Source organism: Neobacillus niacini (assembly GCF_023715785.1).
Taxonomy (GTDB): domain Bacteria; phylum Bacillota; class Bacilli; order Bacillales; family Cytobacillaceae; genus Neobacillus; species Neobacillus niacini_E.
In genome coordinates this window covers 157,937-184,105 of sequence record NZ_JAMBOX010000002.1, presented here as the reverse complement: position 1 = coordinate 184,105, position 26,169 = coordinate 157,937, and the positions used below count along the sequence as shown (strand labels likewise).

Annotated in this window: 25 protein-coding genes and 1 riboswitch; of the genes, 5 read left to right on the top strand and 20 right to left on the bottom strand. The window is 43.7% G+C overall.

What is annotated here, in order from left to right:
• Nucleotides 1-123: 123 nt before the first annotated feature.
• Genes M3234_RS05485 through M3234_RS05475 form a run of 3 tightly spaced genes read right to left on the bottom strand, consistent with a single transcriptional unit; the run spans nucleotide 124 to nucleotide 4,079 of the window.
• Complete coding sequence (locus tag M3234_RS05485; RefSeq protein ID WP_262303740.1) at nucleotides 124-912, bottom strand: hypothetical protein; 789 nt, start codon at nucleotides 910-912, stop codon at nucleotides 124-126.
• The gene (locus M3234_RS05480; protein ID WP_262303739.1) at nucleotides 905-3,391 is read right to left on the bottom strand and encodes an FtsX-like permease family protein; all 2,487 of its coding nucleotides are present in this window, start codon (nucleotides 3,389-3,391) and stop codon (nucleotides 905-907) included. Before M3234_RS05480 ends, M3234_RS05485 begins: the two co-directional genes overlap by 8 nt.
• The gene (locus tag M3234_RS05475) at nucleotides 3,363-4,079 is read right to left on the bottom strand and encodes an ABC transporter ATP-binding protein (RefSeq protein ID WP_262303738.1); all 717 of its coding nucleotides are present in this window, start codon (nucleotides 4,077-4,079) and stop codon (nucleotides 3,363-3,365) included. Before M3234_RS05475 ends, M3234_RS05480 begins: the two co-directional genes overlap by 29 nt.
• Nucleotides 4,080-4,402: 323 nt before the next feature.
• On the opposite strand from M3234_RS05475, the gene M3234_RS05470 reads away from it, so the two are divergent.
• The gene (locus tag M3234_RS05470; RefSeq protein ID WP_311315625.1) at nucleotides 4,403-6,064 is read left to right on the top strand and encodes a ribonuclease J; all 1,662 of its coding nucleotides are present in this window, start codon (nucleotides 4,403-4,405) and stop codon (nucleotides 6,062-6,064) included.
• A 101-nt stretch (nucleotides 6,065-6,165) separates the two neighbouring features.
• Here M3234_RS05470 and M3234_RS05465 read toward each other — a convergent pair whose 3' ends face one another.
• Together M3234_RS05465 and M3234_RS05460 are read right to left on the bottom strand one after the other, a co-directional pair.
• Entirely contained in the window at nucleotides 6,166-7,020 is an 855-nt protein-coding gene (locus M3234_RS05465; RefSeq protein WP_262303737.1) for a gamma-glutamylcyclotransferase family protein, read from the bottom strand.
• Between the two features lie 283 nt (nucleotides 7,021-7,303).
• Nucleotides 7,304-7,810 carry a ubiquinol-cytochrome c reductase iron-sulfur subunit gene (locus M3234_RS05460; protein WP_262304119.1) on the bottom strand — a complete coding sequence of 169 codons (507 nt, stop codon included), beginning with the start codon at nucleotides 7,808-7,810 and terminating at the stop codon, nucleotides 7,304-7,306.
• A 131-nt stretch (nucleotides 7,811-7,941) separates the two neighbouring features.
• On the opposite strand from M3234_RS05460, the gene M3234_RS05455 reads away from it, so the two are divergent.
• Nucleotides 7,942-9,003, top strand: coding sequence for an AbrB family transcriptional regulator (locus M3234_RS05455; RefSeq protein ID WP_262303736.1), 1,062 nt, complete (start codon nucleotides 7,942-7,944; stop codon nucleotides 9,001-9,003).
• Nucleotides 9,004-9,035: 32 nt separating this feature from the next.
• Here M3234_RS05455 and M3234_RS05450 read toward each other — a convergent pair whose 3' ends face one another.
• Nucleotides 9,036-10,037, bottom strand: a complete 1,002-nt coding sequence (locus M3234_RS05450; protein WP_262303735.1) for a hypothetical protein — start codon at nucleotides 10,035-10,037, stop codon at nucleotides 9,036-9,038.
• A 300-nt stretch (nucleotides 10,038-10,337) separates the two neighbouring features.
• Here M3234_RS05450 and M3234_RS05445 point away from each other — a divergent pair, with 300 nt between their 5' ends.
• Entirely contained in the window at nucleotides 10,338-10,535 is a 198-nt protein-coding gene (locus M3234_RS05445) for a hypothetical protein (RefSeq protein WP_262303734.1), read from the top strand.
• Between the two features lie 64 nt (nucleotides 10,536-10,599).
• On the opposite strand, the gene M3234_RS05440 is transcribed toward M3234_RS05445, so the two are convergent.
• The 3 genes from M3234_RS05440 to M3234_RS05430 all read right to left on the bottom strand — a co-directional run bounded on the left by M3234_RS05440 (nucleotide 10,600) and on the right by M3234_RS05430 (nucleotide 13,466).
• The gene (locus M3234_RS05440; RefSeq protein ID WP_262303733.1) at nucleotides 10,600-11,979 is read right to left on the bottom strand and encodes an MATE family efflux transporter; all 1,380 of its coding nucleotides are present in this window, start codon (nucleotides 11,977-11,979) and stop codon (nucleotides 10,600-10,602) included.
• 135 nt (nucleotides 11,980-12,114) lie between these two features.
• The gene (locus M3234_RS05435; RefSeq protein ID WP_262303732.1) at nucleotides 12,115-12,447 is read right to left on the bottom strand and encodes a hypothetical protein; all 333 of its coding nucleotides are present in this window, start codon (nucleotides 12,445-12,447) and stop codon (nucleotides 12,115-12,117) included.
• 179 nt (nucleotides 12,448-12,626) lie between these two features.
• Complete coding sequence (locus M3234_RS05430; protein ID WP_262303731.1) at nucleotides 12,627-13,466, bottom strand: hypothetical protein; 840 nt, start codon at nucleotides 13,464-13,466, stop codon at nucleotides 12,627-12,629.
• 133 nt (nucleotides 13,467-13,599) lie between these two features.
• Here M3234_RS05430 and M3234_RS05425 point away from each other — a divergent pair, with 133 nt between their 5' ends.
• Nucleotides 13,600-14,820, top strand: coding sequence for an MFS transporter (locus tag M3234_RS05425; RefSeq protein WP_262303730.1), 1,221 nt, complete (start codon nucleotides 13,600-13,602; stop codon nucleotides 14,818-14,820).
• A 101-nt stretch (nucleotides 14,821-14,921) separates the two neighbouring features.
• Nucleotides 14,922-15,653 carry a protein-glutamine gamma-glutamyltransferase gene (locus M3234_RS05420; protein ID WP_262303729.1) on the top strand — a complete coding sequence of 244 codons (732 nt, stop codon included), beginning with the start codon at nucleotides 14,922-14,924 and terminating at the stop codon, nucleotides 15,651-15,653.
• 179 nt (nucleotides 15,654-15,832) lie between these two features.
• Here the strand turns inward: M3234_RS05420 and thiW are convergent, their stop codons facing one another.
• The 11 genes from thiW to M3234_RS05365 all read right to left on the bottom strand — a co-directional run bounded on the left by thiW (nucleotide 15,833) and on the right by M3234_RS05365 (nucleotide 25,954).
• On the bottom strand, nucleotides 15,833-16,330 hold the full coding sequence (thiW, locus tag M3234_RS05415) for an energy coupling factor transporter S component ThiW (RefSeq protein WP_262303728.1): 498 nt from the start codon (nucleotides 16,328-16,330) through the stop codon (nucleotides 15,833-15,835).
• Nucleotides 16,314-16,976 carry a thiamine phosphate synthase gene (gene thiE / locus M3234_RS05410; protein WP_262303727.1) on the bottom strand — a complete coding sequence of 221 codons (663 nt, stop codon included), beginning with the start codon at nucleotides 16,974-16,976 and terminating at the stop codon, nucleotides 16,314-16,316. Before thiE ends, thiW begins: the two co-directional genes overlap by 17 nt.
• Nucleotides 16,973-17,785 (bottom strand): bifunctional hydroxymethylpyrimidine kinase/phosphomethylpyrimidine kinase, encoded by an 813-nt coding sequence (gene thiD / locus M3234_RS05405; protein WP_262303726.1) that lies wholly within the window; start codon nucleotides 17,783-17,785, stop codon nucleotides 16,973-16,975. The genes thiE and thiD overlap by 4 nt, the downstream gene beginning before the upstream one ends.
• 8 nt (nucleotides 17,786-17,793) lie before the next feature.
• Nucleotides 17,794-18,609 carry a hydroxyethylthiazole kinase gene (gene thiM, locus M3234_RS05400; protein WP_262303725.1) on the bottom strand — a complete coding sequence of 272 codons (816 nt, stop codon included), beginning with the start codon at nucleotides 18,607-18,609 and terminating at the stop codon, nucleotides 17,794-17,796.
• 72 nt (nucleotides 18,610-18,681) lie between these two features.
• A riboswitch (TPP riboswitch) is annotated at nucleotides 18,682-18,792 on the bottom strand.
• A gap of 136 nt (nucleotides 18,793-18,928) precedes the next feature.
• Nucleotides 18,929-19,675 (bottom strand): hypothetical protein, encoded by a 747-nt coding sequence (locus tag M3234_RS05395; RefSeq protein ID WP_262303724.1) that lies wholly within the window; start codon nucleotides 19,673-19,675, stop codon nucleotides 18,929-18,931.
• Between the two features lie 128 nt (nucleotides 19,676-19,803).
• Nucleotides 19,804-20,049 carry a glutaredoxin family protein gene (locus M3234_RS05390; protein ID WP_262303723.1) on the bottom strand — a complete coding sequence of 82 codons (246 nt, stop codon included), beginning with the start codon at nucleotides 20,047-20,049 and terminating at the stop codon, nucleotides 19,804-19,806.
• A gap of 113 nt (nucleotides 20,050-20,162) precedes the next feature.
• A complete protein-coding gene (gene galU / locus M3234_RS05385) occupies nucleotides 20,163-21,047 on the bottom strand; it encodes a UTP--glucose-1-phosphate uridylyltransferase GalU (RefSeq protein ID WP_285858274.1) in 885 nt (294 codons plus the stop codon).
• Nucleotides 21,047-21,832: a HipA family kinase gene (locus M3234_RS05380; RefSeq protein ID WP_262303721.1), complete on the bottom strand. Its 786-nt coding sequence runs from the start codon at nucleotides 21,830-21,832 to the stop codon at nucleotides 21,047-21,049. The genes galU and M3234_RS05380 overlap by 1 nt, the downstream gene beginning before the upstream one ends.
• A complete protein-coding gene (locus M3234_RS05375) occupies nucleotides 21,829-22,944 on the bottom strand; it encodes a glycosyltransferase family 4 protein (RefSeq protein WP_262303720.1) in 1,116 nt (371 codons plus the stop codon). Before M3234_RS05375 ends, M3234_RS05380 begins: the two co-directional genes overlap by 4 nt.
• A gap of 46 nt (nucleotides 22,945-22,990) precedes the next feature.
• Nucleotides 22,991-24,403, bottom strand: coding sequence for a BUD32 family EKC/KEOPS complex subunit (locus M3234_RS05370; protein WP_262303719.1), 1,413 nt, complete (start codon nucleotides 24,401-24,403; stop codon nucleotides 22,991-22,993).
• Nucleotides 24,404-24,670: 267 nt separating this feature from the next.
• Complete coding sequence (locus M3234_RS05365; protein ID WP_262304118.1) at nucleotides 24,671-25,954, bottom strand: YjiH family protein; 1,284 nt, start codon at nucleotides 25,952-25,954, stop codon at nucleotides 24,671-24,673.
• Between the last annotated feature and the right edge of the window lie 215 nt (nucleotides 25,955-26,169).

The window sequence follows — 26,169 nt, the reverse complement described above, 5'->3', positions numbered from 1 at the left end:
GATTAGCTTACGAACCGATTTCGGTCACGTAGACCTCCTCTACGTGACCAGTAACCGACTCCCTAACCATTTTCGGGCACATAGAACACCTCTATATTACCAACAACAACACCCTTTACCAGATTAGGAGACTTTCACCACATATGACACGGTAAATACTTCACCATCCCTCTGAAACTGGGCCCAAATCTTATAAACCCCACTTTTTGGAAAATTAGTTTCGAATAATGCCTCTGGTCCGCTTCCTTGACCGTCAACAGCATGCACGTGCAAGTAACGCTCCCCGTCCTCCGACATTACTACTACATGCCCGATCGACCCGAGGTAAGGCTCCAAATCGGTAATTGGCTGCCCTGAAATAGCATCCAAAAGGGTAAATTTAAGTGTCAGCTCTTTGCTCGCTCCAAGTGCATCCGTTGTTAAAGTTACCTTTTTTCCATCAATCGTCTTTTCCAAGGTTTCATCGACCACTAAAGGAACCGGTTCGGATTGTTTCCCTTTAACCTCTACCCATTCCATTTTCGTCATTGCCCCTCCATCCGCTGGTTTGAAATCGGCAATTAGTTTGTACTCGCCTCCAGAAGGAAAGTCGTTAGTTATCTCAAACAACCCCGCTCCTTTATACTCGGGATGAATATGATTGAAATACGACAGGTCCTTGCTGACAATAATCAAATGAAGCAGCTTTTCATGGTTAATGTCGAATTTTTCTATTGGTTTCCCATCGTCTTGAACAATTTTCAGTTTGATTGTAGAACCATCAACCTTCCAAAGAACTACCACATCATCGGCCAGGAGGCGAGTGCTCGCCTCTGTGACCTCCTCATTTTCCCAAGATTCATCCGTTCCACCGCTGCATGCGGACAACAATAGAACGAATGGCAATAGGAATAGGAACATCCATTTACTCATACCGCAACGCCTCACTTAACTGAGTTTTCGCCGCTCTTGATGCAGGTGCGAAGCTGGATATCAAACTGACCAGAATCCCAAACAAGAAAATGACAAGCATAATCCACCAGGTTACACCGAATTCAAAGGTGAGCGAGTTAATTTCTACAAAGGTTGAAGACAGAAAGATTAGCAGCACCCCGAACAAGGAACCGATAACCGTTGCTGCCAGCCCGATTCCAAACCCTTCCAATAAAATCATCCCGATGATTTGCCCGCGTGTCACACCAACGGCACGCATCATCCCGATTTCACGGATCCGCTCCAAATTGCTGATCAGCAGCGTGTTGGTTATGCCAATACCGGAAACTATGATGGCCAATACGACTAGGGCATTGATAATTGAAAACGATCCTGTATACGAAGCACTAATCACGGACACCCAATCTTCGGGACCGAACATGTCTTCAATTCTTTCACCGAACAGGGCAAAAATATTTTCCCTCAATTGCAGCGGGCTGGTTGTTTCATCTTTAAGGACAAGCGCGTTTCGTTCATAATTAATTCCAAAGCTTTCCTTAAAGCTGTCTGTTTTCATAAAAGCGCCGTAACCACTGTTTTTCATCGTATCGACAACGGCTGCCACTTTAAATGCTTGCGGGCCATTTTGGGTATCCAGGGTAACCGATTCTCCGATTTTCCCTCCCCAAATCTTATAGGAAATTCTGTCCATTACCATTTCATTTGCTGCGAGGTCACCGATTACATCCCCAGGTGTTTTATCTGTTGTGGTAAACAGCGGGAAGCGGTCAATCCACTCTTCACCGACACCATAGACAGGTAGTTTCCGCTTTTTATTCCCATCGGTCCAAATGATTGCCTGCATGGAGTAGGTAGTCGCATCGGCCACGCCTTCCACCTTTTTCAAATTTTCCAAATCGTCTTTTTCAATATGGTGAAGCATGATATCCAGATTTCCGCCATAGGAGGAATAAATTACTTTTTCATATGTCTGCAGCAGTGCCGAATTCAACGAACTCATCAATACGATCATCGCAATCCCCAGACAAAGAATCACTGAAGTCATCGAAGTCCGGCCAAGATTCCGATTAAGATTGCGGCTGGCCAGTTCACCAGTCATCCCAAACACCAGACGATAGATTCTTTTTAAAAAGAAATCGAACGCTTTAAATAGATATGGAAACAGTAACGCGATGCCGGCCATTAATGGAACAATCAGCAGCAAATGCTTGATAAAGAATCCGGACAAAATAAGCAGAATTCCAAGACCAGCCAGCCACTTATTCGGTTTAAACGCCGCTGCCCGGTTTTCTTTTAACACTTCGATAACACTGATTTTTCCAGCTTGACGAATCGGATAATAAGATGCAGCCAAAGGCACAAGGATTCCGGCAAGGACGGAGATCAACAAACCTTTGCCCAGTACCATGCTGCCTTCACTGTGAACACTGCTGATCAGGAAGATGAGTGCTTTCAAGCCAATTCCTAAGCCATATCCCAATACCAAGCCGGCAACGGTCCCGATGACAGATAGCAGCAGCACTTCAAAAAATACCATCGTTTGAATCTGTGATGGTGTATAGCCAATCGTTTTCAATACCGCAAACTCGTTCTTTCGTTCTTTAATACTGACATATAAAGAATTGAAGATAATAAATGCACTAAGCACGATACCGAGAAATCCAGCTAGATATAAAGCTAGGAAGAAGGAATCCAACATTTTAAATTGAGCTTCAAAATCAAGGACAACCGGTGTCATATAAATTCCGTCGTATTGTTTTACGTATGCCTCTAACTGTTTTTCCACTGCTTTTAAGCTAGATTCACTTGCTGCCCTAAATTGTACATTATCAATTTTTCCGGATAGGTCATACCAATCCTGGACCACTGTTAAAGGGACAGCCACTGACCATGGGTGGTATTTTGCCATCATCCAGCTGGATGGCCCCATCAGTTCAACTGTATAGTTGACAATCGCAGTAATTTTTATCGTTTTAACACCCTTATCCGTATCAAATGAAATCGTGTCACCGACCTCTTTTTTCCATACTTTTGCGGTTTTATCGGTAATAATCGCACCCTCGGATTTCAAATTGCCCTCAATCACTTTAAAATCGGTAATCGGGGTATCCAGATTGCTGTACCCGGTCAGATGCACCCGTTTTTGAATCGCTGAGACTCCGCTTTGTTCCAGATGGAGCTTGGAGTTCTCTTTCAATACCGCTACTGCAGCGGCTTGATCCAGTTCCTTAAGATCCTTAAATATATCTTCTGAAAAATAGGCATCGCTACCGTTCAGGTTAAAATCTGCCTTTCCGAAGGTCTGCTTTAAATAGGTTGGAAATGTTTTTTCGGCTGAGTCTACCGCGGCGATGACTCCGAAGGTCGAGGCCACCCCGATGACAATAGCCATCATCGTCAAGAATGAGCGCATCTTTCTGCGCATTAAGTTACGCCATGCTACCAACCATTGATTCATGGTTTATCACTCCTTTTTTCCGGTCTGCAGTAATTTCGCCGTCGCGAATCACAATAATCCGTTCTGCTGCAGCAGCAGCCTGCTGGTCATGGGTTACCATGACAATCGTTATTTGCTCTTCTTTGTTTAATCTGGAGAGTAGCTGTAATATATCTTCTCCATTCTTCTGGTCCAGGTTGCCGGTTGGCTCATCGGCCAAGATCAGTTTCGGCTTCATTGCCAGCGCTCTGGCGATGGCCACCCGTTGCTGCTGCCCGCCGCTTAGTTGCGACGGAAATTGTGTTTCTTTCCCTTCCAGATTGACTTCTTTCAGGAGTTGTTTTACCCGTTTATCGATTTCAGTCTTAGATGCTTTATTGGCCGCCAAGGATAGCGCAATATTTTCACCAACGGTCATCATCGGCAGCAGCTGATAGTTTTGAAAAACAAATCCAACACGCGTCCGTCTGAACAGCGTCATGTCTTTTTCATCGAGAGTGTTTAATTGCACTCCGTCGACGGCTATATTTCCTGATGTCGGATGGTCGAGACCGCCGATCAACTGAAGCAGCGTACTTTTTCCTGAGCCGCTCGGACCCATGATGGCGACGAATTCTCCTTTTTTGATCTGGACATTATTTTTCTTTAATGCATAAAAGTCACCTGATTCCAATGTATACACCTTTGAAATATCTTGAATAGTAATCATTTTGCAGCCTCCATTTTTATATTTGATAGTCTCATTCTACTTAGAATCTCCCCACGGCAAACCGCACTGTTTCAGAGGGCCGCCGCAAGGTTTTGGGGCAGTACCCGCAAAAACTTGCAGGGGGATTGCAAAAAATAAGACCCTAACACGAGGTGTTAATGCCGTTCAAATACAATCCCAAGCTACAGTCTTATGAACGCTTCATAGAGCGACTGAAAACATGCAAAATAATGGGGAGGGTCCGCAAATTATTCAACCGTTCATGAATCCAGCCATTTCCGGGAATATTAGGAACAGCCAATTTGAATTGGGAGGCAAAGAAAGTGAAAACATTATCCATTTTTGCATTAGGCGGGATTAACGAAATCGGGAAAAACATGTATGTCATCGAGTATGGCGATGATCTTGTCATTGTGGACTGCGGCGGGATGTTTCCGGATGAAAGTTTACTTGGCATTGACTTGATTATCCCGGATATTACTTATTTGGAGGAGAATCGGGAGAAAATCCGGGCCATGATTGTCACGCATGGTCACGAGGACCATATCGGCGGGGTCCCTTATTTTTTGAAAAAAATCAATGTCCCGATTTATGCAACCCGGTTTACTCTTGGGTTGATTGAATTGAAGCTAGATGAACATCGATTAGCTCGCGATACAAAGCTAGTCACAATTGATTCCAATTCCGAACTGGAGTTTGGAGAATTTAAGGTTTCGTTTTTCAGGGTCAGCCATAGTATTCCGGATTGCCTTGGGATTGTGTTTGACACACCTGAAGGAAGAGTGGTCCATACGGGCGACTTCAAATTTGATTTAACTCCGGAAAATAACCAGTATTCCGATATTCACAAAATGGCGAAGATCGGTCAGGAAGGAGTGCTCACGTTAGTGTCGGAGAGTACGAATGCCGAGCGCAAAGGGTTGACCCCATCAGAGCAAATGGTGGGTGATCATCTTTATGAAGCGTTTATGAAAGCAGATGGAAAAATTTTCGTATCCACCTTTGCATCAAACGTCAATCGTGTTCAGCAGGTTGTCGAAGCCTGCATTCGGACTGACCGAAAATTGGCGCTGCTTGGCCGGAGCATGGTGAATGTGGTCGATGTGGCGATTGAGCGCGGCTATTTGCTCGTTCCGGAAGGGATGCTGATTGAGGCGGGCGAAATCGAAAATTTTGCTCCTGAAAAGGTGGCCATCCTGTGCACCGGCAGCCAGGGGGAACCGAATGCCGCCCTTGCTCGACTGGCAACCGGCAATTACCGGGACGCTTCCATTTATCCCGGTGATACCGTAATCATGGCCGCCTCTCCTATTCCCGGTAATGAAAAGGGCGTATCCAAGATTATCGACAACTTATTTCAGCTTGGCGCGCACGTGATTTACGGTTCGGGAAGCACAACAGGGATGCACGTTTCCGGGCACGGCTATCAGGAGGATTTAAAGCTGATGCTCACTTTGATAAAACCAACCTACTTTATACCGATTCACGGCGAATACCGGATGCTGCACCATCACCGAGAACTGGCCGAATCGGTTGGTGTTGAAAAAGAAAATACCTTTATTATCCGTAATGGAGATGTCGTCGATATTCGGGACGGGATCGCCCGGCAAACCCGAACCATACCTGCTGGTGACACGTATGTAGACGGGGTAAGTGTCGGCGATGTCGGCGAGATTGTGCTGCGCGACCGCAAACAGCTTTCCGAAGATGGAATGGTTGTAATCGTTTTGACGTTAAGCAAGCGGGATCAACGAATTATTCAAGGCCCTGACACAATTACGCGCGGGTTCGTGTACGTAAAGGATTCCGAGGATTTGCTGCGAGAAATTAATCGCCTCGTTAAAAAGACGGTAAATGACCTGCAAGATGACGATGTCCGTCAATGGAATGTCATTAAACGAGAAATCAAAAAATCGGTCGGAAAATTCTTGTTCGCCAACACAAAAAGAAGACCGATGATTTTGCCGGTTATTATCGAGATTTAGGTGCGTAGGATGGTAGGCACAATGGGCACGTAGGCTGCTACGTGATCGATAACCTTTTTTTTCATAAAAATGGGCACGTAGACCCTCTACGTGCCAGTCAATTATTTTTCCAGTGTTTCTACATGCTTTTTCAACCCGGCCATATAAGCATCACTTAAAAATCCAGTCCCGCCGCGGACGATTTCCTCATGATAGTGGTCCGGCGGGGCGGTCTCCGGATCTTTTTCCACCACAATAAAGGTCAACACATTCTTTAACGTCTCGCCGTTCACAGAAACATCCACCAATGCCGGACGGTAGAGCTTTGATCGAACTCCTTCCCGTCGGTATAAATAAGTCAGGCACTCACGCGGAACGTCATACACTTTCCCTTCGACGACACCGCCCTCTTCCACGATATCGGCTCGGCCACCGTCTGCCATCCATTTTGTGAAACGAAGCGTGTACCCATCAAGCACACCGCACCCGACAACCTGTTGAAAAAAATGATCCGCACCGGCAAGCTTAAACCGCTCATCATCCAAACAGCTGCCATAGGCATAATACAGGACATTTCCCTGCTCCTTCTCAAACAGCGCAACCCGCCAATCACCATATGGAATCGGGGTCCGAAGCATGCCTTCATTATGGCTTGCAATCGTGTAAACATACGCCTCTGTTTCACCGCGGTCATGATAAATGGTTCGTTTGTGCCGCTCATATAAATTATCCTGGGCATTTTCCTTGTAACCCTCCAACTGGTCCAACAAGGCCAGCTCATGATCGGAAACCTCGTACAGCTCGCCGTACACGGTGCCCGTTTCCGATTGCTTTAATGCCGGATAACCGAGTCCCGTATCAAAGAGCTCACCCTTTGTCCAAGCCTGCTCAGCCACCAACTCCGCATTCTGCAGTAACCGATGATTACGTTCATGCCTGCGTAATGTGCCATATACAAACACGTAGTTTTTGTCCATTTTAGTCCCTCCCTTACAAAAAAATCATACCATAATTCGAATGACACCCCTGTCATTAACTTTTTCTCGAAAAAATTCCTTGTTTCTTCCTCATTAAAAATGATATCTGCGGAAAAAGCGATCATATCTGCGATACTGACTAATATATCTGCGATAATTTTAATTTATCTGCGATAAATCGATTATATCTGCGAAGATCCAAATATATCTGCGGAGGGCCCACCGGGACCATTTTTCCAGAGAAAAAATCGAACCGACATACACGCCAGGTTCGATTTCCCTATTACACCTTATTCGGAACCGTTCTTCCCAAATAGAGATCCCCATTTTTCACCTTATACTCATATAGGTCCAACGGGCGCAACGGTGGTGAGCCTTTTACGTTCTTGCCGTTCTTTTCATATAACCCGCCGTGGCACTGACAAAAAAATTTGTTGGCATGGTCCCCTTCGTCGTACCAGCTAACCGTGCATCCCAAGTGCTGGCACACCGGTGACAACGCTACTATCTTGTCATTTTTATCCTTATATATCCAAGCCGTATAAGGAAAATCATCCTCGTACCAACCATCGAGTTGGTGGACCTTGTAGACTAACTTTTGCGGCTTGCTGGTTAGTTTTTCAACCCGTGTTACAGCTACCATACCGTCATCTGTTTTTTGCTGCAGCACGGGGTCAATCGCAAAACGCAGCATCGGCATCAGTGTACCAGCCCCCATAAACCCACCTACCCCAGTAAGTGTATACGTTAAAAATTGCCTTCTCGTAACATTGTTCCTCTCCAATTGAATCACCCCAATCTACCTATCTATAAAAATATGTATTTCCATAATATAGAAATAGACGGTAACGGTCCGGAAATGGTTTCAAAATGTTACAATAAAAAAGGTACTATTCTTTTTTTAGATTGAAGGTTAAATTTATGATAAAACGATTTTTGGTAACACTCCTGGCCGCCCTTACCGGAGGGCTCATTTTTCAAACCATCCACACACCAATCCCCTGGTTGCTCGGTCCGATGGCGGCTGTGTTCATTGGTGCAAGATTCACCAAGATCCCCTTTTTTTGGCCAAGCTGGGTCAGGGATACCGGATTAATAATCGTTGGCTATTCGATTGGGCTCTCTTTTACAAAAGCCGCCCTATTTCAAATCATTGCCAAACTGCCGATGATGCTGCTCATGACGGTAACACTGATTGTATTTTGCGCCGGCATCGCCGTTGTGGTTTCGAAACTAACAGGCGTTGACTATCCGACAGTGCTAACAGGCAGTATACCGGGTGGGCTTTCGCAAATGATTACGTTTGCCGAGGAAATGAAAGGGATTGATATCACGACGGTGACCTTCCTGCAGGTGGCCAGATTGATGATGATTATTTTTTTCGTGCCATTTTTAATTTTCGGTCCGTTTTTTCATCAGGACGTCATCATTCAGGAGGCACCCATCCTTTCCGGCCCCACATTGCATGGTACGATGCCAAATCTGATTGTTTTTGCGGCACTATGTACTGGGTCCGCCTTTATCGCCAAAAAAATAAAAGCACCCACCCCGTATTTACTTGGTCCCATCCTATTCACCGCCATATTGACCATTGCGGGGCTGCGGGGACCGTCCTTGCCACCTGCCATTTTGGACCTCTCACAATTTATGATTGGCGGATATATCGGGTTATTATTAAAGCCTGAAAAATTGGAGCACAAATCCCGAATTATCAGCCTTGCTTTGATTAGCGGGATGATGATGATTTTAGGCTCATTAGGCTTAAGCTATTTGCTCGTTATGTATGATCAGCTCACGCCGTCAACCGGTTTCTTAAGCGTGGCACCAGGCGGCATGGACCAAATGGGAATCATGGCGCACGAGATTAATGCGGATTTATCAATGGTTACCGGCTACCAGCTGTTTCGACTGTTTTTCATTTATTTTGCCGTCCCCCCTTTTCTCAGATGGTTTTTTATTAGACGCAAAAAACAAAAAGTGTAAAACCCTACAATTGGTTTTACACTTTTTTACACTTAATTCACGATTTGTGCCCCGTTTGTTTGTCGCCATTCCCTCACATGCACAGAGAATTTATTCATGTCCATCAAATTGATCAGCATTTGGTATTTCATTGAATACTTCATGACCAAATAGCCGATCAGCGACAAATCGCGGTCCTCGCCCCCAGTGTAATCGTAAGAAAACAACGAGTTCATTAATGACGATAACACTTCTGACATTTTCATTAACGGTTCTTTGTCCCCTTTGACCATTCCTCGATATTTAACATGCGTTAAGCTGCCGGCAGAAAATGTTCTGAAATGGTCCATCATCGGAGTGGTCTCATTTCCATAGATATGCAACTTGACCTCATTTTTTCTGCCAAAAGTCTCAAGCGAGGAAATGAGCGGGGTAAATATTGGCGTTTTAGAAAGGGAAGCAGCCTTTTTAGGATGAAGGGTTTTGTTCTGTTTTAATGTTGTGACCAATTCATCCAAATTAATCACTCGTTCGGAAAAAAGGTGAGCAAACATGGTCCGCTCATTTAAAAGTTTTTGGCGAAACGTTTTAAATAAAACTTTCAATTTTTGCTTGTCAGGGTTTTTGGAAAGCTGTAGAAACTCTTGTACCTCTTCTGAACATTTTTTCACCAGCATATCAGCGAAAAGGACCGTGTTTTCTTCGTTTACGGCAACATTCAGTTTATGTAGCACTGGTGTTTTGATGGAGTCGTTTAGCATACGGCCCAATTTGGCGGAAGCAACAAATTGTTGTTCATTGATGGAAGTAATCGGAATACAGCCCATCTCGAGCATTTGGATGATTAATTGCTTGAGCAGCTTTCTTCCTTTTCGATTATGAAAATGATTTTTCCCGTTAAGTTCATGAAACGCATTTGCCAGTGAATTCCTGAGAACCCCCACTAAAGAATGTGGAACAATCCAGCCGCAAACCACATGCAGACCTTCGCGCCCCTGTTTTGAGCCGGGCAGCATATGTTCATTTACATATACATTACATTTTCCCATAACCATCCACAACCTTTCCTATTTTTTTCAAAAAAATAACTTAAGGTTGCTTCCACGAAATATGGCATTACACTGTTTATTGTATCCAAACACAATTTGACCCCATAAGTGAAAAAAGTTGCCAATTTATAGGTGATAATATACCTATTTTGTGTGCGGCAAGAAAATCGAACAAATGCTTTTTAGTATACAAACGTTTTCATGAAAATAATGTATAAATTTGATATAAAATAACGATGGACTATTTTTAAAAGCCTGCTATAATGCAATATATAATTACATTTCACATATATAAAGGTGGGCACTATGGGGAACACTTGTAGGTATGTTGTCAATGCTCTTGGTAAGGGTGGGGAAACATATTATACACAATGCAAAGACAAGCACGAATTAAAAAAATGGATTAGCGATAATCAGGAAAAATTGGTAATGAATGAGTTAATTATTACTGATAAAAATCAAAATCCATTGTTGAAATTATTCGGATTAAAAAAGCTTTTTTAAATTTAATATTAAAAATGAAGACGCCAGTTAATAGATTGGCGTCTTTTTTAGATTCATAGTTTTTCTAGTAAGGTCTACCTACTTCTTTCATCTCAGCGTTGACAAATTTCCGCTTTTGGATGTAGATGAGTCGTAGGGATAAGGCGATGCCTGCGGCGAGCAGGCCGATTGTAAGGCCTATCCAGTAGCCTCTTGCCCCAAACCCGGTGAAGTGAGCTAATAAATACCCGGCCGGCAAGCAAATCAGCCAGTAGGCGATTAGCGTCATAATAAAGGCCAGGTTGACGTCTTTGTAACCCCGTAATGCCGCCTGGGCTGTCGCCTGTATCGCATCGGATATTTGGAAGAACATGGCGAAAATCAAGAATTGTGCGGTCAAACTAATGACTGCCGTCTCATTCGAATAAAGTCCGGCGACATCGTAACGGAAGGCGACCACCAACAGGCCGGTCACAGTAGCAATGACGATGGCCAAGACAATGCCAAGCCAGCTATAAACATGCGCATCTTTATAGCGGCGGGCTCCAACCTCATAACCGACCAGAACAGTCTGGGCCATCGAAATACTGATCGGAACCATGTACAGGAACGAGACGATGTTTAGTGCAGATTGATACGCGGCAACTGTTGTCACGTTAAACTTGCTAATCAAAATCGTCACACAAGCAAACATGCTGGTCTCAAAGAAACTAGAAAGACCCATCGGCACGCCAATTTTGAGGATCTCCATGCACTTCTGCCAGGATATTTGCGTCAAATTCGCGAATACAGGGAAGGTTGAGAACGGCACCTGTGTTTTGACAATAACAATAGTCAAAGCCAAAACGATCCAATAGGTGATGGAGGTTGCGTACCCTGCCCCGGCTCCGCCAAGCTCCGGAAAGCCCCACTTTCCAAAAATAAACACATAGTTCAGCAGAAAATTCACCGGCAGCGTGGAAATCATGATTACCATCACCACGCGAGTTTTTCCCAGTGCATAGATAAATGACCTCAAAACATTAAACAAAAATAGCGGCAAAATTCCATACCCAAGTCCGACAAGATATCGGAATGCCGTTTCCTGCACCTGCGCAGGCAAGGCCATTTTATCCAGTATCGGATTTAACAGAAAAACGCCCATAACGAGGATGATTAATGTAATAATGACCGAAAGAAAGACACCATGCTTGACGACAGATGAGACCTCATGGCTTTTCTTTTCGCCAAAGTATTGGGCGGCAATCGGCGAAACGGCCAGCAAAATCGCGCTTAATCCTACAAAGATCGGACTCCAAATCGACGAACCAATCGCGACCCCGGCCAAGGCAGAGGAATTATATTTTCCCGACATGATGGTGTTGAAAAACACCATCGAAAACATACCAAGCTGCGTAATAAGAATAGGGATTAATAAAACGAAAATTTGTTTCGTCTTTTCCATAAGTGTAAAAGTTTGATTCATAATGCTAGCTCCTCAAAATAATAACGTCCAAAATAATATTATATCTTACCACGGGTGGTTTTTGGCAAACAAATTAAAAAAGCAGGATTGCTCCCGCTTTTATTCTTGAACACCCGGTTCATTTTATTATCTTTTTCAACCTTGGCCGCCTGAGAATGTTCCAGGTCTGGGTTGATAACCTTGCCCTGGAAAGGAGCCGCCGTAGCCGTGTTGGTAGCCCATGCCAGGAGAATAGCCGCCGCCATAACCATGGTGGTAGCCGTGGCCTGGATAATAGCCGCCGTGGCCGTAGTGGTGGCCATAACCTGGATAAAAACCGCCGTGGCCATAATCATGACCCGGATAATAACCGCCCATTCCCATTCCCATTCCTGGGGAACCCATTCCCATGCCTGGCATGCCCATTCCCATTCCTGGGGAGCCCATCATTGGAGCGCCGCCTAATCCTAAACTTCCTTGTTGATCCATCTCTCTTTTCCTCCTCCTCAAACTTGGTACAAAATAGTGTATGTGACCATGGCAAAAGGGGCATGGGTGAAAGCCTATAGATGAATCTTAACCTGATTTCCCTAATATTTTTCGGAACGGAACGAACCGCTTGTAGATTTACTTTCCAAGCAAAAAATGGGACTGGTTGCAGTCCCATTTTATTTTTTTGCAATTTTGGAAGGATTATTGATTTTGTATAACACCGGTTCATCGACAATGAATTCTTCCGATGCGTCCTTCCCCTTCGCCAGTTTCTTCGCCGCTACTTTTCCATCAAACTCAAGCTGGTCGCCGGGAGCGAGTTCGAATTTTTTCAAGGTTTTGCTGTGGCTGCACCAGGAAAGACCCAATTCAAGCGGCTCGTCCTGAACAATTTGAACATTCTCCAGAACCACGACTTCGTCATTTTCTTCATTAAATGGATTATAGGTTAAGGCAAACTGTTTAACCGTGGCGGTAAAATGGACTTTATCCGCCGGGAGCTCCAGCTTTGGTGCCTTTTCTTTCTTTGGTTTTGTCTCTTTGGGTTTAACTGCCTTTGGTGCAGCCGGATTAGCTTTGGTTAGGGATTGCGTTTCAGCGGGTGCGGTACCCAACGGTTCCCCTTCCAACGTTTCTGCCTTACCGCTGCTTTTTTCTTCAAGCGGCACGAGGCTTTCCTTGCCAAAACTGGCTGACTGCATTTCTTTTAAATACGCAGGGTGAATTAAGCTCAACTTGCCATCATCAAATTCAATGACCAACGTGTCGTATTCGCCTGTGATGCCATAGCTTTCATAGCCTTTGATCGATACAACCGTTTGAAAGCCACGATCTTTGTACAAAAATTCCTTTTTTGCGATGGGTAGACCCCATTCCTTCAATTTCTCCTTAAAATGGGCATCATCCAGAAAGGTTGCGTAGTCGCACTTTGGAGGTATGTATTGTGTCTGTTTTTGAAGCTGCGATTGTTGGGCTGCCAATCTTTTCACGTCCTTCCACTTTCTTAGTGGTTTCATTATAGCATGTCCGGACGGAATGCCGTAAATCGAAAGGATTTGTCGTTGTTTTTCACTTTTAAAAAAATATTTAGTGCAACGAAGAAATTTGGCTGTATAATAGCTTTGTATATTAAAAGAAAATGGTGAGCCCATGCGTACTTACAATGAAAAAATCAGCATCTATCATGGAATGGTATCAACCGTAGCAGCGAATTTAGCCAGCAACTATTATCCGATTTTCGCCATATCAATCCTTGGAGCAACCAATTATCAGGTCGGCTTAATCAGTTCCCTGCCGCCTTTGGTTGCTTTGATTATGACTATTCCGGCAGCGATTATTTTAAACCGGCTGGACGAGCAAAAGAAAACGGTAGCGATGAATGTTTTATGGGGCAGGCTTATGTTTTTGCTCCTGGCTGGAGTGGTTTACCTGCAGTCATCGGTTCAGGCCTGGACATTCCTGGTCATCGTCGCGCTAATGAATGTGCCCGGAACCATTTCCAATGTCGGCTGGCAGACGCTGATTAGCGGAATGATTGCCGACGAGCGGAGAGGCGCTTTTTTTAGCGACCGAAACCGGCTGTTAACGATTGTCGGGATGATTACCATGCTCATCATCGGGATTGTGATGAAAAATCAGTCCAACAGTGCTGTTGCCTATCAAATCTTGTTTGGCCTGGCTTTTGCTTTTGGCCTGCTTGAGGTAGCTTTCTTAATGAAGCATAAAGAAAAAGTGCAGCACAAAGCCGATAAGGGGCAAAGGAATGCCACGATGGATTGGTCGATTTTTAAAGACCAGGGCTATAAATGGTTTCTCATTGCAGCATTAACCTTTAATTTCACCTGGCAGATGGCCTGGGGACTGTTCAATATTTACAATGTCAAGTATGCCCATGCGACGATTCTTTGGATTAGCATCTTTTCCGTGGCTAACCAATTGGTTCAGATCTTTTCGTTTCCATTATGGAAAAAGTGGGCTGATCAAAAGTCTAATACGTTGATGCTAGTGTGGGTTGCACTCGGAATGGCGACCGCTCCATTCCTTAACGCCTTATCTACTAACCTATATTATTTGACCTTCGTCAGCATGACATCGGGCTTCTTCGTGTCCGGGACGATGTTATTGTTGTTTAATTTGTTGCTGGAGCAATCACCGAAGGAAAAAAGAACGTACTGCATCACAACCTACAATGTTCTCCTATCCTTCGTCGCCTTTGTCGCTCCGCAGGTCGGCATCGGGCTGCTCGAATTGACCGGCATGATCCCGGCTCTTAATATCAGCACTGTGTTGAGATTCATAAGCGCACTCGTGTTCCTGCTCATGTACGTCAAATTCATGAAGAACAACAAACCGGCATTGGTTAAAAGCTAGGGTCACTACTTCTCCCTGGCTTTTTTCTTTTTTAAACTTAATAAATATTTATATGGAACTGTTCATATTTTTTAAGATAGCAGGAAAATTGGGGGAGAGTTATGATCAGGATCAATAATCAAACCGTCCAGCCCGAGGCGTTGTTTAAGGAGATAACTAATGAGGAACAAAGGAACATCATAAAACAAATGGCCTCCTACAATGAAGTGTATATGTACTTCAATATGGATCACTTAAAGTTTGAATTGCAGTTTAGATCCAATACGATGCGGGCGGCAAGAGAGCTTAATAAAAGCGGTCTCTATTTTACCACGTTTACCTATGCTTTTTGCAATAAGCAGTATTGGGATCGACTGAGTAATGGAGGTTTCCTGTTAAAGCCGAATGTCAGTCCATCTGTTGCCATTTTAGATATTCTGAAAAATGGTAAGCTGTATGCCACTGATTGTACCACAGGCATTGCGATTGTCTTCTATCTAGCCGCACTCTATTCGATCGGCAGCAGGAGATTTGACCTGCTTTTTGACAGGATATATCTGTTGAGTTGGCAATTTGACGAAGACCTGCCTATTATTCATAGGTATGGGGACGACTACCTGCCAGGTGATGTCTTGCATTTCAACAATCCTGACTTCAGCCCAAGAGAGCCACATTGGCGTGCCGAAAACGTCGTCTACTTCGGCGATGACAAATATTATGGCCATGGCGTCGGCATCCAAAGCGCCCAAACCATCATCAACTTCCTAAACAAAAAAAGAAGAGAAAACCCAAGAATATCAGCCTACCTCATGAACATGATCTCAAGACCCTATTATTCATCATTGTTACGGTGAGAGGGTGAGTAATGGTGTCAGGCACCGTTTGCGGACATTTGTCCGCGTGTGGTGGACATTAATAAGAAGTCCTTATAAATGTATTGCAATCGGTGCCTGACACTGCATTAAATCAATAAGTAGCGTTTCCTATCCTGTTGTTATCTATTTGCTAGCAATATGCTATTTTATCAACAGCTTCAAACATTCATATTCATGGCTATGATTTTCTTTCGCAAGAATACAGTTAGAATGACAAACCCTAGAAGTGCGCCGGCAATTGAGCTAAAGATAAATAGTGGAATAAACCCGAATAAGGTTGCTTTTTGTCCGAGAATCAGTGTTGCAATCGGGTATGAAAGCAAGGCCCCAAGAATTCCGGTACCGATGACTTCTCCCCAAAAGGCAAAGTGAACTTTTCGAAACTTCATAAATAATTTTGCTGCAAGAAACGCCCCGACCATACTTCCCGGAAAAGCAAAAATAGAACCTGTGCCCATTAGATTGCGCAACAAGGAGACACAAAAGGCTTGCGCAACAGCGTAATACGGGCCCAAAAGCACGGCAGATAACACATTTAAAAAATGCTGCATCGGAAACACCTTGGTAATACCGATAGGGATAACGATAAGATTGCTTGACAGTGTGCCAATGGCAATCATCATCGCCGTCAATGTCATTTTATGAGTTTTTGTCATACACAACCACCTCCTTCACGCTCTTACATAACGCTCTTGCAGCCTCCAACGGCGACTCGGCATGACTGATGGCGGTGATGACAGAAACCCCATCCGCCCCCGCTGACACAACCGATGCTGCGTTATCAGGCGTGATTCCACCAATCCCTACAATCGGGACAGTAAATCCCTCTTCCCGCAATTCACGAATCAACTTAGTCCCCTGTACAGATTTTGCATCCAATTTGGTGCTGGTTGGAAACACGGGCCCAATTCCAAAATAATCGGCTCCCCCCTTAACCGCATCAACCGCCTCTTCCTTTGAGTGAACGGAAACTCCGAGAATTTTCCCTCCGATTTTCTCCCTCACTTTTACGACGGGTTCATCATCCTGACCGACGTGAACACCGTCCGCATCTAATGCCATGGCCAAGTCAATATCGTCATTGATGATGAACGAGATTTCATGTTCCCTACACAATTTTTGCAACTCCTTGGCCAAGCGGAATTTTTCTGCCCCTTCCAATGCGCCTTCACCCTTTTCCCTGAATTGAAAAAGTGTAATCCCGCCCTCAATGGCATCCGTTAACACTTCACGCGGATCCTTAAAACAATTGTTACTGCCCATAATAAAATAAACCTGCAATGCTTCCCGCAGCCCATTCATGATTCCACCAACTCCATTTTTCTTTTTTGATATGCCCAATGATTGGTAGGACCATGGCCATGGCCGATTGCAATACCATCTTCAATCGCAGCCTGGATAAACTCCTTTGCTAGCTTAATGGCATCATTGACACCCGACCCCTTTGCCAGTTCTGCCGTGATGGCCGCTGAAAAAGTACAGCCGGTCCCGTGGGTATTTTTTGTATGTATCCGCTTGCTGGCAAAAGTATGAAACTCGCTGCCATCAAACAATAAATCAATCGAATCTGACCTATTTGCCTCATGTCCGCCTTTAATGACGATATTTTTTACTCCAAATTCATATAACCTTTTTGCGGCCTCACGTTTATCCTCCGCAGTTAAAATTGTCATTCCCGTCAGTACCTCCGCCTCGGGAATATTTGGTGTAATGATTTTTGCGCGAGGTAAAATATTTTTTTTCATCGCGGCAATCGCTTCCTTTTGAAGCAAGGATGCACCCCCTTTTGCGACCATCACCGGATCCACGACCACGTTTGACCATTGGAATTTTTTTAGATTTTCAGCAACAATCTCAATAATCTCGGCATTGAATAGCATTCCGGTTTTCACGGCATCTGAGCCGATATCATCCCCAATTGCTTTCATCTGTCGGTCCACCGCCTCCAGCGTCATCGGGTAGACATCATGAACACCTAATGTGTTTTGCGCGGTTACGGCAGTCAATGCCGACATCCCGAACACTCCCAGTTCCTGAAAAGTCTTGAGGTCGGCTTGGATTCCCGCTCCCCCGCCGCTATCCGAACCGGCAATTGTTAATGCTTTTTTCATGTTATCATTCAGCTCCAGTCCATTTTTTTAAAAGAGGCTTTAACATTTATATCTTCCTGGGAAACTTGTGATAGTTGATTTAAAAATTCAATCTGGAAGCTCCCGGGTCCCCGTTCATTCGTGATTACCGCCGCATTTTCCGCCGCTATCCCGTAAAATGTCAGCGCCGCGACAGCCGATACCAGCAAATCTTTTTCGACTCCCGCAAATGCCCCAATGACCGATGTAAGCAGGCAGCCTGCACCGGTCACCTTTGTTAACAGCGGGTGTCCGTTGCCAACAAGATAGATCGTTTCACCGTCAGTAATCACATCTTCCTTACCTGTAATCACCACAATGCAATTTAGTTTCTTTGCGGCGGTTTCCGCGAGTTCGACAATATTTCCCTGCGTTTGACCCGCATCAACACCTTTGATCTCCCACTTTTCACCCACCACATTGGCAATCTCAGCGGCGTTGCCTCTAATAATTCCTACCTTAACCTTGTTCATGATTTCCTTGGCTGATTCGGTCCGAAACCTGGTTGCGCCTGCCCCTACAGGATCAAAGATGACAGGAATTCCCCTTTCATTGGCTGCTCTACCCGCAACGAGCATCGCCTCCACTATTTGCGAATTCAAAGTGCCAATATTCAAAACTAGTGCCTTGGCGAGCTGCGCCATTTCCGCCACCTCTTCTGCCGCATAGGCCATGACAGGCGATGCCCCCAAAGCCAAAAGTCCGTTAGCGGTAAAATTTGTGACTACCACATTCGTGATATTATGAACTAGCGGGTTTTCCGCCCTCACCTTTTGCAAAGCGTCAAATACTTTGTACTTATCCAATCTACTTCCCCCTTTAAATTAAAAAAACCAGGTCCCAAATTGGACCTGGCATAGTTAGAGTGAGAAACCGTCATGGTTGATGCTCTACTTTCCTACGCTGGTATTACCCAGATCAGGTCCAAAGGGTTAAAAACGTTCGCCGTTTTCTCTCAGCCCGCAATCAGGGCACCCCTAGTAGTTACAAATGATATGAACTTAAATACAGAATAATCTTTAAATTTGTAAATGTAAAGAGAACTGTCCCAAATGAAGGGCAAAATGGGCAAAAATCCCCATTAAAATGCTCACTTTTTGATATCATACTAAAGTCCAAAGTGAATTACTGACCTATGATCCTACGCTCCAAATCATTTTTAGCAAGCCTTGACAGCAGCTGCTCGTCTTCATATTGGGCATGCTCTTCGCAGTAACCAAAAAGATCCCTTAACTCCTGCCATTTCAATAACGAGATCTTCTTCAGGTTCGGTAATTGCCCGCCACGGTGTGGGAGGTTTTCTCCCACCGACTCAACGGAATTCCCATACTTTTCAATTATTCCGATTCCTTTTGGTGAGTGTTTTTCATCCAGGATTACCAGCGAAAAATAGAAATCCTTATCGCCGGAATAATCGGTTCCCAAGTCAATATTCCGGAGTATTTGGTTTCTCGCTTTATCATGGGTCGTCCCCATGCTGACATCACTCTTATATTTCACTTCGATGAACCAAACAAAATGGTCATTTTCCAGCATGACATCGATTTCGGAATCCCCCTCGCGCAACCCCCATTCCACAGGCGGACTTAGCTTTTTCCACAGTGATATTTTCATATTTTCAACAAGATCACAACGTTGTTCCTGGAACGTCTGCTGAAACAATAATGGCAGCCAAATCTCCGGATCAATTTTTTGCAATGTCCGAAAAGCGTTCCAGGTCATCGCATCCTCACTATTAATGCTCCGAATCGCCTCAAGCTTAGAAACCCTCATTTTACTAAAGACACGATTATACTTGTCTATGATGATATTATCCTTATAACTCTCATAGACAAAAACCCCGGACTTAGATAAAGTTCCTTTTGAATTCATTATTACGAATGCCCCCTTCCAGATTGATTGCCTCTATAAGGTATAAATTCTTTAATGCTTTACATTTCCCTTCAAATAAATAAAAATGGCGTAAAACCAGATTGCTTTACGCCATTTTCACATTGTTATTAGTTATTTGCTTTCGCGATTTCAATTAGTTCCTTCAGTTCATTCGTAAAGCCCTTCACCGCTCGATTGCCGACAACGGTTACCGGGACGCCAAGGTAACCGTACTTCTCCACTTCCCGTTGATAATCAGGATTTTCCGATATGTTCCGTGTCTCAAAGGAGACCCCTTCCTCAGCAAGAACTTTCTTGACCATTGTGCATTCGATACAGTCGTTGGTCGTATAAACGATTACATGTTTGCTCATCGTGCTTCTCCCCATATTGTTCGTTTTTATCATTATATCAAACCGGGGAAATAATGGCCTGTCCCGAGGTCCCAAAACACTGCCATCTTCCGACAATGCCGCACGAGAAATGTCTATTCCTGCGCTTTCCCGAGCAATAATTTTTGTAAATAATCCAATATTGCTTGCCTAGTGTCGGGACGCTGGAGGGCAATGTCGATTGTTGCTTTGATGTAGCCGATTTTGTCACCAATGTCATAGCGGGTGCCTTCGAAATTATAAGCGATTATTTCCTGACTTTTGTTGAGTTCATTGATGGCATCAGTTAACTGGAGTTCGTTTCCTTGTCCCATAGGAAGGTTTTCCAAAACTTCAAAGATCTCAGGCCGCAACACATAGCGTCCCATAATCGCTAGATTAGATGGTGCCTCTTTAACCAATGGCTTTTCAACGAGTGTATCCACTAAGTGGAGATTCCCTTCGGCACCTACTACATTTGGTTTAACAATCCCATATTTACTAATATCCTTGTCTGGGACACATTGAACTGCGATGACTGAGCTTTTCGTATTATCATAAACGTCTATAAGCTGTTTCAAACAAGGAGTCTCAGATACGACGATATCATCCCCGAGTAAAACGGCAAATGGTTCATTTCCGATAAAACTTTTTGCGCAAAGAATAGCATGTCCCAGGCCTAATGGCTCCTTTTGCCGGACATAATACATCGTTACCATTTTGGATATATTTTGAATTTCGGCCAGTGCGGCTAACTTCTTCTTTTTTAATAGCGTTTCTTCCAGCTCGTAGGATTTATCAAAATGATCTTCAATCGACCTTTTTCCTCTGCCGGAAATCACCATAATTTCTTCGATTCCCGATGCAACCGCTTCCTCAACAATGTATTGAATTGTTGGCTTATCAACGATTGGAAGCATTTCTTTCGGTTGTGCTTTTGTGGCAGGAAGAAACCGAGTACCAAGGCCGGCCGCTGGAATAATGGCCTTTCGAATTTTCATCAATCTTTCTCCTTTCCTTTCATATGAAGGGGCCGATATCTTTGCTTAATAAATCTTTCAATCAATTTTGGAAGAACTTTATGACGTCGTGTAACTAATGCTGTAACCATCGCCTTTTTCTCGTCTTTCGTTACATTCCAATCGTCTGGGATTAACTCGACAATCTCTTCCATTAACAATATGGGTGTTGTTTGAATGATTTCCAGCTGTTCGTAAAATTGGTTCTCATCCTCAATAAATCGTGCCAACTGTTGATGAGTGGCACTTTTTAATAACCGGGCAGGCAATTTTTCAATATCTGCCTGAAGCCAATCATAGGAGCCAAAAATCTCCGCATGGTCAATGGCCCACAACTTCCAGGAATTCACTGACTCTTTGTAAAAAAGAACATTTTTACGGGTTCGGTCTCGGTTTTGCAGCCAGTAATCGAAAACAATGATACCTGCTAAATCCCGGTTATTAGTAATCTTCAAAACTGTGGAAACTTCGTGGCCATTCAAACAATCGGGCACATATTGGGATGCAAATTGAAATTGCGATTCGCACAGCCCTGTAAATTCAGGAATCTGTGAAGAGAATTCACGGGGAATTTCAACGATTCTAGCAAAAGGGATAGGCAGTCCAAGGTACCGCCCCAAGCAATAGCCGACCCATTCATTTGGCAATGATTTTTCGAAACCCTGCTGCAGGCATTTCACGACATAGTCTTTCCCGTCACTAAAAGTGATTAAATGAGCATTGGATTTCCCATCCAGTTTCCGTTGATAGCTAATGGGCATAATCATACTGTCCCTACCTCACTTTCCCCATCATAATTATTGGGGATTATCTTTTTTAGTAACTGAACATATTGATTGGCAACGACTTGAATCGCAAATGTTTCTTCTACACGGCTAATAGCGGCCCGGGACATTTGCCGGTGCAGTTCTTCGTTATCCAGTACCTCATAAATCTGGGCAACAGCATCATCGACATTTTGGCCGCGATACAAAAGCCCTGTTTCGCCATTTACGACTAATTCGTTAATCGGCATTATATTGGATGCGACCACTGGCACACCACAAATCATCGATTCGATAAAAGTATTCCCGAAGGATTCTGCCTTGGTCGTCGCCAAGGTGCAGCCCACAGACTGGCGAATTTTTGCGTAGATATGGGGCATTTGCTGATAGGGTATGACTGGGAACCACTTAATAATATCGGTAAGTTGCTCCTGCTCCCGGACTGCAGCAAATTCCTCACGCTGGACACTCTGCGCGCCGCCTATCAGCCAAATCTCAATGTCATCCCGCTCTGCCTTGATTTTTTTAGCCACTTCTATTAGCATTGGCCAATTTTTCCTTTTGTCGGTGCGGCCAATCCAGCCAATGATTTTCTTATCGTTGGGCAATTCCGGCAAACTGCTATAATCAATTTCCGCTTCATCCAATGCCCTGAAAAAAGAAGTATCGACACCATTGTAGATGACATGAATGGGAATGCCCTCTGTCAAAATGGAGACAAGGCGCTTTTGATAACGGGAGGGAACGACAATTAATTGCGGATTAATTCCTCGAAATGATTTTAGATGGGGAATTAACTTGATTAGTTCAGGTGTACGGGCTTCAATTAATACAGGACCTTTATATTTGGCCTTGCGAATCCATTTATAGGCAGCTCCAGTATCACATACAATAATGGCATCATAGGCATTTTGCTTAATGATTTTAATAATCTCCTGGTCATCTTTCGTGAGGTAAACTTTTGCCACATCCTGCATGATATGAAGCCCGCCGTGGTCAGTTGTATAGAGAAATTCTGTTTCAATCCCATGTTTTTTAAAATAAATGGAACGATTGCGCCAGCCGGCATTCACCCCGCCAACCGTGAGTAAACGCCAGATGACAAGTATTTTCATTGTTTGTTTCACCTCTCTTTTGATGTCTGCTTTTATACACCCTTAGTTAGTGCTTACGGTGCCCACCATATCTCTTTTGTCTTTTCTCTTTTCCCTTTTCATGATGATGGTCCCGATTATGACGATTATGTTCACGATGGCCTTCATAGCTACGGGATCGGCTCTGCTTTTTACTGCGATCTTTGTCTTTGTCTTTGTTTTTGTCTTTGTCTTTGTCTTTGTCGTTATCACGTTTTTCATCCTGCTTGCGGCCGTAATCCTGCCATTTTCCAAAATCGAGATCAATTTTTTCCCCTTGTCCGCGTTTTTCCAAAAATTTGTCGATTTTTCCCATTACTACCTCTGGATCGCTGCCCCGGGCAAGCATTGTCTTAACCCATTCCTCTTTAAATACCTTGTGCATGAGACCAGCGAGCAGATTTACATAGTTTTGTTCATCATCTCTGGTTTGTAGTGTGTTAGTATTCAATTTTTTATATTGATCTGGGTTTTCGATTAATACGCCATAAATTTGCCGAGACAATTCTTCCATCCGAATGTAATGCAGCCATTCCTCATAAACCTGCGGTGCCGTGGCTTGTACATGTGACAAAAACACTGCTTTGTTTTCTTCGCCAAGCGATGTCAGGAGCTTGCGCGGATAAGGATAAACCCTGTCACGCCAGACGGTCCTTGCCACATCGATCACCTTTAAACTTCCATCAGACTGCAAGTAAATTTGACGTTTATGATGATCAATTCTCTCGTAGCCAATTTCTTTAAAAATGATCAGCATCTCGATTAATTTTTGCGAAAGTTCAGGTGTTAATGGCTGGGATTGCAGGTATTCGCGCAAGTCGACCCCTTTGATGATTTCCATTGCGATATAATTGTTCCCTTTTACATACACGATAGGAAACAAATTGGTGTGCTGTCCAAGTGACAAGGCATAATATTCACGCTCACAGTCTTCTACATTACCGAAAACTTTTACACAAATGCCGTCCGAATATTGAAAAACGGCACCCTGGCGTCCCTTTCCTATCATCTTCATTCCAGATAAATTTACAACATCCACATCTGCATTTATTAAATTTTGAACTCTGATTCGTGATATTTTACCTTCCAGTATTCCATTTAATATTTTCGAGATTTCACTAGAAAACGGCTGGATTCCCAAGTATTTCTTTAAATCTACTTTCTGCATGTGCTCCATTGCAATATATAATTTCCCTTTTGCATAAATCTTGGGTAGTAGGTTAGTATCCTCTCCTACTGAAAGGGCATTATAAACTCGCTGACAATCTTCCTCATTAGCAAAAACCTTAACACAAATCCCGTCCCGATAATGAAAGACCGCGCCAAGTGGCCCTTTCCCAAGCATATTCAACTGTGAATCATTCACCACATTCACATCGGCCCCTGTCGTTCTTTCAACCTTGATGGCCTCAATCATCTTTTCCAAATGTGCAATATCCATTTGGTTCCTCCCTTCTTTTAATTTCATTTGACACAAATAAAGAACACTTCCATCCTGGTGCCCGGCCGTTCTTCTTTGTTATCGTGTTAAAATATGTTCTACCTCCTTCTATAGTTAATTCAAATTTGAACAAATTGGTTAAGGCTTGTATCATGTATCATAAGAACTAATTTGTGAAATGGCCATTTCCGATTACAGTTGGGGGAAAAGAAAAAAACCTTGAAGAAATCAAGGTTTTTTATCCGAGGCTTCGAAAAGATTCTTAGTTTACAAAATTAAATAGGCAATCGGCGCTGCGATCAGAATGGTGAGAACAACCCTTTCAAACCAAATGACTACAAGTTGGCCGATAGTCAGTGGAATTTCGGTTGACAGGATGCATGGCACGACCGCTGAGAAGAAGATAATTGATGAAACTGAAACAACCCCAATAACAAACTTCGTCACAAGTGCTGCTTCTGTCACTAACAGGGCAGGCAAGAACATTTCTGCGATTCCGACAGCACTTGCCTTTGCCGCCAGCATCGGTTCCGGCAATTGGACAAGGGCTGTGAACGGATAGAAAATATAGCCCAACCAGTCAAATACTGGGGTAAACTCGGCTAAAATAAGTCCTAAGAGACCTACTGACATGATAGAAGGCAGAATCCCCATTGTCATGATAAACCCGTCTTTTAAGTTGTCCCAAATGTTTTTACCAAAGCTTGGAGATTGGCTTGCAGTAATCATCGCTTCTTTCCACGCCGTTTTTACACGGTCCTTTTTAATAAGGATCTCTTGGTCGCCTTCCATATCTTGATAATAGGATTCACTCATTTTTGATAATGGCCAGATTCGGACTGTGATGGCGGTTACTATAAATGTCACAATAAACGTTACCCAGAAATAAGCATTCCATATATTCATTATGTCCAACGTTTTCGCGACAACAATCATAAATGTGGCTGACACTGTAGAGAATCCGGTCGCAATAATCGCTGCTTCTTTAATCGAATATTTTCCTTCTTTAAATACGCGGTTGGTAATAAGCAACCCAATCGAATAACTTCCCACAAACGAAGCAACCGCATCGACCGCAGACCTTCCGGGTGTCCTCCAGACTGGTCTCATAACCGGTTGCATAAATATTCCGACAAATTCAAGCAGGCCATATCCTACTAATAAGGCTAGAAACACAGAACCAATTGGCACCAGCAACCCAACCGAGATGACTAGTTTATTATATAAAAATGGAGCCATGTCAGGGTCAAAGAACCATTTCGGTCCAACATTAAATACAAACATCGCCCCGGCGACAAAACCTATTACTTTCAGAATTGAAAACACGAGCGTAACTTTATCCTTATTCCATGTATTCTTATAGAAAGGATAAACTGCCCCAAGCAAAATAACGAGCAACGCATAATAAGGAAGCGCTCTAGGCACCGCGGTTTGAATAAAAGAAACAAAATGATCCAGCATGATCGAAGACTTGTCATTAATAGTAACAGGCACAAAGAAAACAAAAATGCCAATCGCACTAAATACAAAGAACTTCATCACATTCAACATGTTACCATTCGGTACCCCAGTTTGTACCGCATTTCCAGTATCTAACGAATGATTCGCCATACTCCATCCCCCCTAATATTCCTTCATAACATTTGTTCGATTAATCAACCCTTAATTCCCTATACGTTGATTAATCCATTAACTGGGTATTTGTCCACCCCTGATGGACAAATACCCAAAAATGTCTTTTTGTGGTGCCTGACACCAATTGCACG

What these genes read in the sequence shown, in the direction of transcription:
- thiD (WP_262303726.1), bottom strand. Translation starts at nt 17,785, where the DNA reads ATGAAAAAAGCATTAACAATTGCCGGTTCGGATAGCGGCGGGGGAGCG.
- M3234_RS05390 (WP_262303723.1), bottom strand. Translation starts at nt 20,049, where the DNA reads ATGAGCAAACATGTAATCGTTTATACGACCAACGACTGTATCGAATGC.
- M3234_RS05365 (WP_262304118.1), bottom strand. Translation starts at nt 25,954, where the DNA reads ATGTTGAATGTGATGAAGTTCTTTGTATTTAGTGCGATTGGCATTTTT.
- M3234_RS05425 (WP_262303730.1), top strand. Translation starts at nt 13,600, where the DNA reads ATGCGTACTTACAATGAAAAAATCAGCATCTATCATGGAATGGTATCA.
- M3234_RS05445 (WP_262303734.1), top strand. Translation starts at nt 10,338, where the DNA reads ATGGGGAACACTTGTAGGTATGTTGTCAATGCTCTTGGTAAGGGTGGG.
- galU (WP_285858274.1), bottom strand. Translation starts at nt 21,047, where the DNA reads ATGAAAATTCGAAAGGCCATTATTCCAGCGGCCGGCCTTGGTACTCGG.
- M3234_RS05430 (WP_262303731.1), bottom strand. Translation starts at nt 13,466, where the DNA reads ATGAAACCACTAAGAAAGTGGAAGGACGTGAAAAGATTGGCAGCCCAA.
- M3234_RS05450 (WP_262303735.1), bottom strand. Translation starts at nt 10,037, where the DNA reads ATGGTTATGGGAAAATGTAATGTATATGTAAATGAACATATGCTGCCC.
- M3234_RS05485 (WP_262303740.1), bottom strand. Translation starts at nt 912, where the DNA reads ATGAGTAAATGGATGTTCCTATTCCTATTGCCATTCGTTCTATTGTTG.
- M3234_RS05370 (WP_262303719.1), bottom strand. Translation starts at nt 24,403, where the DNA reads ATGGATATTGCACATTTGGAAAAGATGATTGAGGCCATCAAGGTTGAA.
- M3234_RS05375 (WP_262303720.1), bottom strand. Translation starts at nt 22,944, where the DNA reads ATGAAAATACTTGTCATCTGGCGTTTACTCACGGTTGGCGGGGTGAAT.
- thiW (WP_262303728.1), bottom strand. Translation starts at nt 16,330, where the DNA reads ATGACAAAAACTCATAAAATGACATTGACGGCGATGATGATTGCCATT.
- M3234_RS05465 (WP_262303737.1), bottom strand. Translation starts at nt 7,020, where the DNA reads ATGGACAAAAACTACGTGTTTGTATATGGCACATTACGCAGGCATGAA.
- M3234_RS05475 (WP_262303738.1), bottom strand. Translation starts at nt 4,079, where the DNA reads ATGATTACTATTCAAGATATTTCAAAGGTGTATACATTGGAATCAGGT.
- M3234_RS05395 (WP_262303724.1), bottom strand. Translation starts at nt 19,675, where the DNA reads ATGAATTCAAAAGGAACTTTATCTAAGTCCGGGGTTTTTGTCTATGAG.
- M3234_RS05440 (WP_262303733.1), bottom strand. Translation starts at nt 11,979, where the DNA reads ATGAATCAAACTTTTACACTTATGGAAAAGACGAAACAAATTTTCGTT.
- thiE (WP_262303727.1), bottom strand. Translation starts at nt 16,976, where the DNA reads ATGAATGGGCTGCGGGAAGCATTGCAGGTTTATTTTATTATGGGCAGT.
- M3234_RS05480 (WP_262303739.1), bottom strand. Translation starts at nt 3,391, where the DNA reads ATGAATCAATGGTTGGTAGCATGGCGTAACTTAATGCGCAGAAAGATG.
- M3234_RS05455 (WP_262303736.1), top strand. Translation starts at nt 7,942, where the DNA reads ATGATAAAACGATTTTTGGTAACACTCCTGGCCGCCCTTACCGGAGGG.
- M3234_RS05420 (WP_262303729.1), top strand. Translation starts at nt 14,922, where the DNA reads ATGATCAGGATCAATAATCAAACCGTCCAGCCCGAGGCGTTGTTTAAG.
- M3234_RS05380 (WP_262303721.1), bottom strand. Translation starts at nt 21,832, where the DNA reads ATGATTATGCCCATTAGCTATCAACGGAAACTGGATGGGAAATCCAAT.
- M3234_RS05435 (WP_262303732.1), bottom strand. Translation starts at nt 12,447, where the DNA reads ATGGATCAACAAGGAAGTTTAGGATTAGGCGGCGCTCCAATGATGGGC.